Source organism: Mycetocola sp., from assembly GCF_025464835.1.
Taxonomy (GTDB): Bacteria; Actinomycetota; Actinomycetes; order Actinomycetales; family Microbacteriaceae; genus Mycetocola_A.
On the sequence record NZ_JAODMP010000064.1, the window covers coordinates 1 to 11,244 of the forward strand.

Sequence of the window (11,244 nt, forward strand, 5' to 3'; positions counted from 1 at the left end):
TAACCCAACCAGAAAGGCTGGATTGCCGGGTTTTTGGCATTTGACATTGTGCACGCTGTTGAGTTCTCAAGGATCGGATGCTCCTGCTTTTCACCCCTCAGGGCTGCTCCGCAGGGCAACTTCTCTAACTTACCACTCTCGAAGTTTTTGTCAAATCGGCCGTTTTGCGCTCCGACAGAGAGTCGGCGCAACAAATCGATCGACTGAATTTCTTCAGCTTCTTCGAGTGGAGGTTTTTAATCCTAAGGCAGTGAACACCGACACTCAAGAGCGTCTGTTCTTTTACCTGGATTTGGTCCCGCATGAGGCCGGCGAGCTAGTCGCTCTGCCGCACCTTTGGGGTGACAAGTAAGAACTTTACGGTTGATCCGAACGGCTGGCAAATTCGGGCTGCAGGCCGGGCGTGTCGCGCCGGTCTGGCGCGGAATTCCGCGGAATCCGGGACCGTCGGTCGCTATCGGAGCGAACTGTCGTCGTCCGCTTCGCCGCGGAGCATCCGCACCCACGCACCCAGGTAGAGCGCACCCGCGTCGTCATGGATGAGAGAGCTGTGGTGGCGCACCGGGTACGGAGTCTCGGGTACCCCGTCGGCTGGGCGGACGTCGACGTGAACGACGTCGTGCCCCTGCTCGTGCAGCCAGTCAGCCATGGCGTAATCGGTGCGTGAGTCCCCGAGCGTGCGCCAGGCGAGCGGCATGACGGCGCCCTCGGCTTCTAGCAGTGCGAGGAACTTGCTCGCACCGAGGTCCTTGCCCAGCTTCACCGATTCGATGTCCGTGGAGATGATCGTGGGGTCGATCCGAAACGGAACGGCGCCGGATGCGTCGGGAACGATGGTGTCCCCCCACTCGTAACCGAGGCGGTGTGCCGAGAGCTGGGCGGCCGCATCCGCGTCGAAGGCGTGCCGGCGGGTGGAGAACTCCTCGGCGGAAACGTCGAGCCGCTGCTCGACGGACACCATGGCGCGCTTGGTCTCGTCGAAGAACACGACGTCGTCGTACGCTGTCTGCACCAGGTCGCGGATGGCATCCGCGTACGCAGCCGGGACGGCGAGCGAGTCATCGACGTCGATCTCACCGAAACCAGCCGGAGTGATTCGAGCGACGACGGAGCCCTTCTCGCAGATCGCCCACACGCGCGCATTCGACTGGAGTCCGGCAGCGATCAACTGCGGCAGAACTTCAGCCCGGATGAAGGCGTCGGAACGGCCCGTGTTGAACGCGATGGGCACTCCGCCGTTGGCAAGTTCCACCAGGTCGCTGGCAATGCTGGGAATCGCGATGCTCCGGCTGATCGGGCTGGCAATCGGGCCATCGACGTCGAGCAGGAGTCCGAGAACAGGAGCATCAGTCACCGCGCCAGTCTAGAGGGCGTGCCTGGCGCCAATCGGGCACGCTCCGTTCCATTTTCGTGCGAAGGCGCTGATCTCGAAAAAAGGAGTGCGGAGTGACATCCCCGGTGATTCGGGTTGAGATGTGTCATGGCCGAAGACGGGGTCCTCTCGCCGAGCGAGATGTACTCACGAGGAAAGCTACCGGTGGTGCTGTCGAGCCAGCCGACCCGCTTCCGCCTCCTCAAGGAACCGGCCGTTCCCGGAACTCGGAGAACCGGTCGCGCTCCCAGCTGCGGCTGAGCGGTCAATTCGAGGCCCTTCCCCACCGAGACACGTGTTGCGATTCTGCATGTCCGAGCGCCCCAGCGTTTGGCGACGATCTCGCCAGGAACGAGTGCGCGGCTCGGTAGACCTGTGATTACATCTGCGCGGAGGCCGCAGGGGTATGACGCGAGAGCTCGGGAAAGGGGAAGAGCCCCCGCAACCGGACGCTGCGGGGGCTCTTGCTTGGGCGGTGGCGGTGGGATTTGAACCCACGGTGCGCTTTCACACACACAACTTTTCGAGAGTTGCACCTTCGGCCGCTCGGACACGCCACCGCCGTCGAGTGTAGTTGATCAGCGGAGCCTGCGCGAATTGGACTCCCCTCCACCGTTTGCTGGATCAGGCGCGGGTGTCAGAGCCCGTGGATAAGCTCGTTCCATGGCTAAACCGACCTCGACCTTCAAATGCACCGAGTGCGGCTGGCAGACCCTGAAATGGGCTGGTCGTTGCGGCGAATGCCAGCAGTGGGGAACGGTGGTCGACGTCTCCGTCGAGACCGGGATCGTGCAGAGGGTGTCTGCCGCCTCCGTGTCGGCCGACCGCTCCGCCCGGCCGATCACCGAGATCACCGAAGCGGATGTCGCGCACTGGCCAACCGGTATCGACGAGTTCGACCGCGTGCTCGGTGGAGGCATCGTCCCCGGCGCAGCCATCTTGTTGTCAGGCGAGCCCGGCGTCGGCAAATCGACGTTACTCCTCGAGGTCGCGGCGAAGGCCGCCAAAGCGAAGTCACGCGTGCTCTACGTCAGCGCGGAGGAGTCGGTGAACCAGGTGAAGCTTCGAGCGCGCCGGACCGGGGCGCTCAGCGACAACCTGTTCCTCGCCGCTGAAACCGACCTGGGCGTCGTGCTCGGCCAGATCGACGCCATAAAACCCCAGCTTCTGATCGTCGACTCCGTCCAGACGGTATCCAGCCCGCTCTCCGACGGGATCGCCGGGCAGCCGAGCCAGGTTCGCGAGGTCGCGCAGACGTTGATCCGCGTGGCGAAGGAGCGCGGGCTGCCTGTGTTGCTCGTCGGCCATGTCACCAAGGACGGCAGCATCGCCGGCCCCCGACTGCTGGAGCACCTCGTCGATGTCGTGTGCCAGTTCGAAGGGGACCGGCACACCTCGCTCCGTTTCGTCCGGGCATTGAAGAACCGTTTCGGGCCAACCGACGAGGTGGGATGCTTCGAGATGACCGGTGACGGCATCGCCGAGGTGCCCGACCCCAGCAGCCTGTTCCTCAGCCGGGGTGCCGCAGTATCCGGCACCTGTGTCACCGTGTCGATGGAGGGTAAACGGGCAATCCCGGTCGAAATCCAGGCGCTCGTCCTCGACACTCCGATGCCCAACCCGCGGCGGGTGACCAACGGCGTCGATTCCTCCCGGGTGGCGATGCTGCTCGCGGTGCTGTCGCAACGTGCGGGGATCAAGCTGCATGACAAGGACGTTTATGTATCCACCGTCGGAGGGGTCAAGCTGACCGAACCGGGCGCGGACCTGGCCATCGCGATTGCGATCGCCTCGGCCGCATCCGATTACCCCGTGCCCCATGACTTCGCGGCGTTCGGAGAGATTTCGCTTGCTGGGGAGGTCCGCCCGGTCGCCGCTGCCAAACAGCGTATGGGCGAGGCGCGGCGGCTCGGTTACCGCATCGTCGTCGACGCGACGGTCGGAAGCATCCGCGAAGCGCTGACTTCGGCGAAGAGTGCCGCTGGGTCCGCGTTCGACAAGGAGCTGGACCGGGCGTTCTGACCCCGGGGCACTAGAGCGCGAGCACTCGCAGCAGCTCATCAGGCGTCGCCTGCATCGGATGTGGTCCCGCGATGTCGAAGAAGACGGTCTCGATCTCGCTGCCGTGCGTACGCAGGAAGGTGTGCAGCCAGACGCCGTCCTGCAGGCCGACGGTCGGCGGTAGGGCAGCAGGTTTGTGTGCCGCATCGGAGAACAGCAGCAGGGCGAGCCGGCCGGTTTCGGGTTGGCGATAGGTCCAGACCTCACCCGCGTCTGTGGGTTTGTCTCGCTGACCGGCTGTGAGGAGCGGCACGACCACGCGATCGTTTCGCAGTGCGAAAGCCACAGCGGCCATGTCCTGGTGCTCGAGCGCCTCCGCGAGGACTTGCGAGCGGAACGATGGCTGCTTCTTCTTTCTGGACATGCTCTATCTTCTCAGCCCAGCAGGATGAACTGCTTCGACTCTTCGCTCTCGTAACCGTCGACCGAAGTGCTGAGGTGGTACGAGGCGCCTGCCGCTGGAGCGGCGGGACGCTCACCCTCACAGGTCGATGGGGTTGAACGGGTGCGATCCCACTCGATCGGTGCCGCAGACGCGACCACCTGTGCTGCTTCCAGGGTCACGACAGCGTCCGCAGGCTCGACCTGGCAATCCGTCGACGTCCAGTAGACGTCGTCGCCGCTCTTGACGGTGAACACCTGGGCGGCGGTCCCCACGTTGACTGCGCACGCGGAGTCGCTACCGTTCGTGATCCGCAGGGAGAACTGAGGCAGCTCACCCGCCTCGTAGGTGTTCTTGTCAGTGAGCGCTTCGACGACCACATCGTCATCTTCGCACTCGGCCACCGCGCCAGGAGTCGGTGTCGGTGATGGCGATGACGAAGCCCTGGTGTCGGGTTGCTCTTGCTGGGCGGCGCCGGAAGTCGATCCAGGCTTCCAGATCACAAGCCCGACGATCGCGACAACGGCGAGAAATCCGGCGAGAACCCAAAGCCGCCGGCGTACGTAGACGCTTTTCGGTTCCCGGCCACTGCGTTCGTTGGTCGACATGGATTCAGGATAGCCAGCGGCCGGATGCCTGCAGCCGAAGGCGCGCGGAAGGTCGTGATTGCGACCATCCGCGCCGTCGACGCGGTTACGCCTTGCCGCGCCGGCTCACAGACACGGCACCGTGGCTGCCATGACGCGGAGCCTGGGAACGCGAGCCGATCCACCGGGAGGGTAAACGATCAGTAAAAGCCATCCTCGCCACCGAACAGTCACAGAAGGACCGACAAATGAGCAGGCTAAAGCCGCTTCAGCATCCGTGAGTTCCCGAGGGTGTTCGGTTTCACCCTGGCCAGGTCAAGGAACTCCGCCACGCCCTCGTCTGAGGACCGCACCATCTCTGAATAGACCTCCGGGTCAATGACCCCTTCGCCGATCTCCCCATACCCGTTTCTCGTGAAAAACGGCACCTCGAAGGTCAGACAGAACAGGCGGGACAACCCGAGTTCGCGAGCATCCGCTTCGAGACGTTCGAGGAGCGCGCGGCCGACTCCGGCTCCCAGCCACGCCGGGTCGACAGCCAGCGTGCGGACCTCGCCGAGGTCCTCCCACATCACGTGCAGCGCCCCGCAGCCGATGAGGGTTCCATCGGCTGCCTCAGCTACCCGGAACTCCTGCACAGCCTCGTAGAAGACAACACGTTCCTTGCCGAGCAGGATGCGCTGGGCAACGAGTGGCTCGATCAGCTCACGAATTGCGGCGACATCGGCTGTGCGCGCGCGACGCACCGTGAATTCAGGCCCGGGCTTCGTCATGAGCGCCAGTTTAGCGAGGGGTAACCTGTGGGTATGCGACTCGGAGTGCTCGATGTGGGCTCAAACACTGTCCATCTTCTGATCGTCGATGCTCACGCGGGCGCACGACCGGTTGCCGAAGCATCGCATAAGTCAGTGCTCCGGCTGATGCGGTACATCGACACGGATGGCTCGATCACGGATGAAGGCGTCTCTTCGCTCGTCGATGCGATCCGGCATGCGGCGAGAATCGCCAGGGAGAGCAACCTGGACGAGCTTCTCCCGATGGCGACATCCGCCATCCGTGAGGCGGCGAACGGCCCGGCCGTGCTGGCGTTGATCGAGCGCGAGACCGGGCTCGACCTGCACGTACTGAGCGGCGAGGAGGAGGCGAGGCTCACCTTCCTCGCGGTTCGACGCTGGTACGGATGGTCGGCCGGCAACATCCTCCTCTTCGACATCGGAGGCGGTTCTCTGGAGATCGCCTTGGGGAAGGATGAAGAACCCGAGGTCGCCCTCTCGCTCCCCCTCGGCGCTGGACGCTCGACGATCGGGTTCCTCCACAACGACCCGCCGACCGAGGCCCAGCAGGATTCTCTCCGAGACCATGCCAGAGGGGTGCTCGAGGCGGCACGATCCGAGTTCTCAGGGCTGGGCAAGCCGGGACAGATCGTTGGCTCGTCCAAGACGATTCGATCCCTCGCCCGGCTCGCTGGTTCGGAGACCGACGGCGTCGGCGACGAGGACCGACTCACCCTCCGCCGGAACCGGCTCGATGACTGGGTTCCCCGGCTGGCCCAGATACCAGCGGATTCGAGACCGGCTCTGCCGGGGATCACGACGGATCGCACGTTCCAGATCGTCGCCGGCGGGATCGTCCTCAGCGAGGCGATGGCTGCGTTCAACGTCCGTGAGCTTGACGTCTCACCGTGGGCGACGCGCGAGGGCGTGCTGCTGCGCTACCTCGACCGGCTCGCCTGACCCGGGTCGCGAGCGGTCACAGCTTGGCCTGCGCGAGGGGCCGGTTCCCCTGTATCGCGCGGATTTCGACACGATCGATGTCGTTGGCGGGGATGCTCGTGGTCGCCGTGAGTCCACTTGCGCGCTCGCCCGACGCGCGCCAGGTGGCTACCGCCGTCTCGGTGCCGTCACTCCTGGTGACATAGAGTGCGTACTCGGGCAGGTCAGTCGGATCGCTGGAGGGGCCTGCCCACTGCTGCCCGTACCGGCATTCCCAGGCGAGCAGGGTGCCCCATTTCCTGGGCGTCACCCTGAGGTCAGCGGTCAGGGTGCCAGGGGCAAGCGGTGTCATTTCGAGGACGTCAGCGGGTTCGGCGCTGGGAAGTACGGGGCCGGCCTGCTCCAGACCGGGAGACAGGACCGTCCCTCCCCATGCGATACCGGCGGTGAGGAGAGTTGCTGCAACGACGACCGTGCCGGCGGCCATCAGCCGCCGGGCCCTCCGGCGTTCCGCCCTGACAACCCCGGCGAGTCGCTGCACGGCGGTGGCCTGGTGTTGCCCGTCTCGGAGCGGATCGCCTCCGCCAGCGGCGTTCGCGTCCGCCGGGCTCAGCATGCTGAGAATCCCGGGCATCCCGGCGATCTCCCCGACAGCTGCCGCGCACTGGGGACAGTTGCTGAGGTGACGCTCGAACGCCCGCCGTTCATCAGGGCTCAACGCACCGAGAACGTATGCGGCGTCCCACTCGCGGTACGCATTGTGAGTGCCGGTCACTGGGTCACTCCCCTCTCCTGCAGTGCGAGGCGCAGCGCGCGCAAGGCATAGTGCATGCGCGATTTCACGGTTCCGGGCGGAACGCCGAGCTCGTCGGCCGTTTCTGCGACCGAGCGGCCCAGGTAGTAGGTGTGCACCAGAACCAGCCGGTGGTCCTCCGAGAGGGAGGTGAGAGCGTCCGACACCAGCCAGGCGTCCAGGATGCCGTCGATCCCGTCCGGGCTGGATCGTTCAGGAACGACGCCGGTCGCGAGTTCGTGTCTGTGATGCGCGCTTCGCCTGTCGTCGATGACGAGGTTCCTGGCCACAGCAAATAGCCAGGCCCGCGCCGATCCCGCGTTCTGCTCGAGGATGTCCGGATGCTTCCACGCGCGGAACAGCGTCTCCTGCACGACGTCTTCCGCGAGGGCGCTGTCGCCCGTGAGGTGATAGACGAAACGCGTGAGCGCGGCCCAGTGCTCGTCGTGCAGCGCACGAAGCAGTTCGGCGTGTTCCGTCGACATTCTCGCCTCCGTCTGGAACAACGAGGGAGCCGCACATTCGGTTCACCTGAGGCGCGGTTTGCTCGTCCCGGCACAATCTACTCGCGGTGCCGCCGGGGAGGGACCAGAAGGTGAACCTTTCGCCGGCCCACGTCGTGTTCTCGCTGAGGGGCGAATCCGTCCCTTCCCGCAGATTGGAAGACGACCATGATCAAGAAAGTGTTCCTCGGGCTTGCAGCAGTAACCCTGAGCATCGTCGGATTGTCCGGATGCGCCTCGAACGCACCGGCGGCCGACGCCCCCTCATCCGATACGCCCCAGTCCCCCGCGGAGACAAGCGACGCCGATCTCTCGGTCGCCGACAGCTCGCTCGGCGACATCGTCGTGGACGGCGACGGGATGACGGTCTATATCTTCGACAAAGACACGGCAGACTCGGGGAAGTCCGTGTGCTCGGGTGATTGCCTGGCTGCATGGCCCCCCGTCGTTGCGATGGACGAGAGCCCAGCGGCAGACGGCGTCACCGGGGACGTCGCGACGATCACCCGCGATGACGGATCGCGCCAGATCACCGTCAACGGACTGCCGCTCTACCTGTACGCCCCTGACGAGGCTCCCGGCGATGTGACCGGACAGGGCGTCGGTGGCGTGTGGTGGGTTGTCGGCCCTGATGGCGCGAAGATCGACACCGCTGCGGACACATCCGGGTACTGACCGAGCTAATCGGTACGACGCCGAAAAGGCCGGGAGGTCTCCCTCCCGGCCTTTTCGTGCGTGCGGTCTGTTACTCGCCGGTGATGGCGAGGTCAGGAGTGACCGAACCTGTGCCGAGTGAACGACCCGAGTTCAATCCGGCCCCTACGGTCTCACCGCGCGGCTTGGTCACGAACACGAGCTCGCCGTCGGCGAAGTCCACGTGGATGTGGTCTCCCGAGTTGAGTTCGCCGTGGAGGATCTTTTCGCTCAGACGGTCCTCGATCTCGTTCTGCATCGCACGGCGCAGCGGACGGGCCCCGAGGGCCGGGTCGAAACCGACCTCGATGAGCCGTTCCTTCGCAGCAAGGGTCAGATCGATCGTCATGTCGCGGTCGAGCAGGCGTGAGCTCAGGCGCTTGGTGAACAGGTCGACGATCTGCAGAAGCTCCGGCTTGGACAGCTGCGGGAACACGATGGTGTCGTCGACGCGGTTCAGGAACTCAGGCTTGAAGTGCTTCTTGAGTTCCTCGGTGACCTTAGCCTTCATGATCTCGTAGGTCGCGGTCGTGTCACCCTCGACCTGGAAGCCGACGGGGCCACCGGCGATTCCCTTGGATCCGAGGTTCGTGGTCATGATGATGACGGTGTTCTTGAAGTCCACCAGTCGACCCTGACCATCCGTCATCCGTCCCTCTTCCAGTATCTGGAGGAGCGAGTTGAAGATGTCGGGGTGAGCCTTCTCGATCTCGTCGAACAGCACCACGGAGAACGGCTTGCGACGGACCTTCTCGGTCAGCTGCCCGCCCTCTTCGAAGCCGACGAACCCGGGAGGAGCACCGAACAGTCGCGAGACCGTGTGCTTCTCGCCGTACTCGCTCATGTCGAGCGAGATGATGGCGTCTTCGTCGTCGAACAGGAATTCTGCAAGAGCCTTGGCCAGCTCCGTCTTACCCACACCGGTCGGACCGGCGAAGATGAAGGAGCCGGATGGGCGCTTGGGGTCCTTCAGACCGGCGCGTGTACGACGGATTGTCTTCGACAGCGCGGAGATGGCTTCTTCCTGGCCGATGACACGCTGGTGCAGAGCCTTCTCCATGAAGACCAGTCGTGACGACTCTTCTTCGGTGAGCTTGAAGACGGGGATGCCTGTCGCCTGTGCGAGCACTTCGGCGATGAGGCCTTCGTCGACCGTCGCCGTCGTCTTGACGTCTCCTGAGCGCCACTGCTTCTCGAGGCGGAGTCGCTCACCGAGGAGGTTCTTCTCCTCGTCGCGCAGCGATGCCGCCTTTTCGAAGTCCTGGTCCTCGATCGCCGTCTCCTTGGCGCCGCGGACGACGGAGATCTTCTCGTCGAACTCGCGAAGCTCTGGCGGGCTCGAGAGGATCGACAGACGCAGGCGCGCGCCGGCCTCGTCAATCAGGTCGATGGCCTTGTCCGGAAGGAACCGGTCGGCAACGTAGCGGTCCGCGAGGTTGGCCGCGGCCACGAGGGCACCATCGGTGATTGACACCTTGTGGTGAGCCTCGTACCGGTCGCGAAGTCCCTTGAGGATGTTGATGGTGTGCGGCAGCGACGGTTCGGCGACCTGGATCGGCTGGAACCGGCGCTCGAGCGCTGCATCCTTCTCGAAGTGCTTGCGGTATTCGTCGATCGTGGTGGCGCCGACGGTCTGCAGCTCGCCTCGGGCGAGGAGCGGCTTGAGGATGCTTGCGGCGTCGATTGCACCCTCGGCCGCGCCTGCCCCGACGAGAGTGTGGATCTCGTCGATGAAGACGATGATGTCGCCGCGGGTGCGGATCTCCTTGGTGACCTTTTTCAGCCGCTCTTCGAAGTCACCGCGGTAACGGCTACCGGCTATGAGCGAGCCGAGGTCGAGTGAGTAGAGCTGCTTGTCCTTCAGCGTCTCAGGCACCTCGCCCTTGACGATCGCCTGCGCGAGCCCTTCGACGACGGCGGTCTTGCCGACGCCGGGCTCACCGATCAGAACCGGGTTGTTCTTCGACCGGCGGGAGAGGATCTGCATGACCCGCTCGATCTCCTTCTCGCGGCCGATCACCGGGTCGAGCTTGTTGTCGCGGGCAGCCTGCGTGAGGTTGCGGCCGAACTGGTCGAGGATCTGGGATCCACCCTGCGCGGTCGTCTCGGTGGTGTTACCGCCGACGGCGGCGGTCTCCTTGCCCTGGTAGCCGCTGAGGAGCTGGATGACCTGCTGGCGCACGCGGTTCAGGTCGGCGCCGAGCTTGACGAGCACCTGCGCCGCGACACCCTCACCCTCGCGGATGAGCCCGAGCAGGATGTGCTCGGTGCCGATGTAGTTGTGGCCGAGCTGAAGGGCCTCGCGGAGCGACAGCTCGAGTACCTTCTTGGCGCGCGGGGTGAATGGGATGTGACCGGTCGGCTGCTGCTGGCCCTGACCGATGATGTCCTGGACCTGTTCGCGCACGGCATCCAGCGAGATACCGAGCGACTCGAGAGCTTTTGCTGCGACGCCTTCACCCTCGTGGATGAGCCCGAGCAGGATGTGCTCGGTGCCGATGTAGTTGTGGTTGAGCATCTTGGCCTCTTCCTGGGCCAGGACAACGACGCGACGAGCGCGGTCGGTAAATCTCTCAAACATGTTCGCTCCTTGGGTGCCCGGGCAGGGATGGGGACACCGTTACAAAGAGCGTAACGACCGTTGGTTCCGAATAGGCCCTTGTTCGCTCTGGGCGCGAAGGCGGCACCCATCTGTCAGTACTTCTGCTGAACGCGACGATGACCCGATCGCCTCCGGCTCGGGGCCGGCCGGGAGAAAAAGTGTCTTCTGCTCAGCTCAACACACGGCCTGCCCGAACCGTCGCACGCGGGGCCGATCGAGTTCTGGCCCATTTTCATTTCGCTCGCTCTCGTGGCCGTTGCCGCAGCGTTCCGGGTGGGCGAACAGGTTCAGGAGAACCGCTCGAATTCAGCAGAAGTGGCGCGACACGCCGTGTGGGCGCGCTCCCACACGGCGTGTCGGGCCGGATCTGCTGAATTTGGGGTCGGGGACGCTGCTGTCAGGCAAGCTGGTGAACGCCGAAGCTCGCAAAGAAGCCGATGGTGGCGATGAGGCCGGTGAAAGCCTTCGCGTCGCGGAACGCTTCAGGGATCATGGTGTCGGAGATCATGGCGAGGATGGCGCCGGCCGCGATCGCGGTG

Annotated in this window: 10 protein-coding genes and 1 tRNA gene; 3 read left to right on the forward strand and 8 right to left on the reverse strand. The window is 64.7% G+C overall.

Annotation, left to right across the window (positions count from 1 at the left end; translation table 11 throughout):
* Nucleotides 1-454: 454 nt before the first annotated feature.
* Together JWP90_RS07770 and JWP90_RS07775 are read right to left on the reverse strand one after the other, a co-directional pair.
* Nucleotides 455-1,354: a hypothetical protein gene (locus JWP90_RS07770; protein ID WP_297362051.1), complete on the reverse strand. Its 900-nt coding sequence runs from the start codon at nt 1,352-1,354 to the stop codon at nt 455-457.
* A gap of 491 nt (nt 1,355-1,845) precedes the next feature.
* Nucleotides 1,846-1,932 (reverse strand) — tRNA-Ser (locus JWP90_RS07775).
* A 103-nt stretch (nt 1,933-2,035) separates the two neighbouring features.
* On the opposite strand from JWP90_RS07775, the gene radA reads away from it, so the two are divergent.
* Nucleotides 2,036-3,394: a DNA repair protein RadA gene (radA, locus tag JWP90_RS07780; RefSeq protein ID WP_297362053.1), complete on the forward strand. Its 1,359-nt coding sequence runs from the start codon at nt 2,036-2,038 to the stop codon at nt 3,392-3,394.
* Nucleotides 3,395-3,404: 10 nt separating this feature from the next.
* On the opposite strand, the gene JWP90_RS07785 is transcribed toward radA, so the two are convergent.
* From JWP90_RS07785 to JWP90_RS07795, 3 genes are all read right to left on the reverse strand, one after another.
* Nucleotides 3,405-3,797 (reverse strand): SseB family protein, encoded by a 393-nt coding sequence (locus JWP90_RS07785; protein ID WP_297362056.1) that lies wholly within the window; start codon nt 3,795-3,797, stop codon nt 3,405-3,407.
* A gap of 11 nt (nt 3,798-3,808) precedes the next feature.
* A complete protein-coding gene (locus tag JWP90_RS07790; protein WP_297362060.1) occupies nt 3,809-4,423 on the reverse strand; it encodes a hypothetical protein in 615 nt (204 codons plus the stop codon).
* Between the two features lie 236 nt (nt 4,424-4,659).
* The gene (locus tag JWP90_RS07795; protein WP_297362063.1) at nt 4,660-5,175 is read right to left on the reverse strand and encodes an amino-acid N-acetyltransferase; all 516 of its coding nucleotides are present in this window, start codon (nt 5,173-5,175) and stop codon (nt 4,660-4,662) included.
* Nucleotides 5,176-5,208: 33 nt separating this feature from the next.
* On the opposite strand from JWP90_RS07795, the gene JWP90_RS07800 reads away from it, so the two are divergent.
* Nucleotides 5,209-6,135, forward strand: coding sequence for a Ppx/GppA phosphatase family protein (locus tag JWP90_RS07800; RefSeq protein WP_297362066.1), 927 nt, complete (start codon nt 5,209-5,211; stop codon nt 6,133-6,135).
* Nucleotides 6,136-6,151: 16 nt separating this feature from the next.
* On the opposite strand, the gene JWP90_RS07805 is transcribed toward JWP90_RS07800, so the two are convergent.
* Together JWP90_RS07805 and JWP90_RS07810 are read right to left on the reverse strand one after the other, a co-directional pair.
* Nucleotides 6,152-6,889: an anti-sigma factor gene (locus JWP90_RS07805; RefSeq protein ID WP_297362069.1), complete on the reverse strand. Its 738-nt coding sequence runs from the start codon at nt 6,887-6,889 to the stop codon at nt 6,152-6,154.
* A complete protein-coding gene (locus JWP90_RS07810; protein ID WP_297362072.1) occupies nt 6,886-7,392 on the reverse strand; it encodes a sigma-70 family RNA polymerase sigma factor in 507 nt (168 codons plus the stop codon). The genes JWP90_RS07805 and JWP90_RS07810 overlap by 4 nt, the downstream gene beginning before the upstream one ends.
* Nucleotides 7,393-7,578: 186 nt before the next feature.
* Between JWP90_RS07810 and JWP90_RS07815 the strand changes: the two genes are divergently transcribed.
* Nucleotides 7,579-8,085, forward strand: a complete 507-nt coding sequence (locus JWP90_RS07815) for a hypothetical protein (RefSeq protein WP_297362075.1) — start codon at nt 7,579-7,581, stop codon at nt 8,083-8,085.
* Nucleotides 8,086-8,155: 70 nt separating this feature from the next.
* On the opposite strand, the gene JWP90_RS07820 is transcribed toward JWP90_RS07815, so the two are convergent.
* Nucleotides 8,156-10,684 carry an ATP-dependent Clp protease ATP-binding subunit gene (locus JWP90_RS07820; RefSeq protein ID WP_297362078.1) on the reverse strand — a complete coding sequence of 843 codons (2,529 nt, stop codon included), beginning with the start codon at nt 10,682-10,684 and terminating at the stop codon, nt 8,156-8,158.
* Between the last annotated feature and the right edge of the window lie 560 nt (nt 10,685-11,244).

Coding starts and splice junctions, on each gene's coding strand:
- JWP90_RS07800 (WP_297362066.1), top strand. CDS start 5,209: ATGCGACTCGGAGTGCTCGATGTGGGCTCAAACACTGTCCATCTTCTG.
- radA (WP_297362053.1), top strand. CDS start 2,036: ATGGCTAAACCGACCTCGACCTTCAAATGCACCGAGTGCGGCTGGCAG.
- JWP90_RS07795 (WP_297362063.1), bottom strand. CDS start 5,175: ATGACGAAGCCCGGGCCTGAATTCACGGTGCGTCGCGCGCGCACAGCC.
- JWP90_RS07790 (WP_297362060.1), bottom strand. CDS start 4,423: ATGTCGACCAACGAACGCAGTGGCCGGGAACCGAAAAGCGTCTACGTA.
- JWP90_RS07815 (WP_297362075.1), top strand. CDS start 7,579: ATGATCAAGAAAGTGTTCCTCGGGCTTGCAGCAGTAACCCTGAGCATC.
- JWP90_RS07810 (WP_297362072.1), bottom strand. CDS start 7,392: ATGTCGACGGAACACGCCGAACTGCTTCGTGCGCTGCACGACGAGCAC.
- JWP90_RS07785 (WP_297362056.1), bottom strand. CDS start 3,797: ATGTCCAGAAAGAAGAAGCAGCCATCGTTCCGCTCGCAAGTCCTCGCG.
- JWP90_RS07820 (WP_297362078.1), bottom strand. CDS start 10,684: ATGTTTGAGAGATTTACCGACCGCGCTCGTCGCGTCGTTGTCCTGGCC.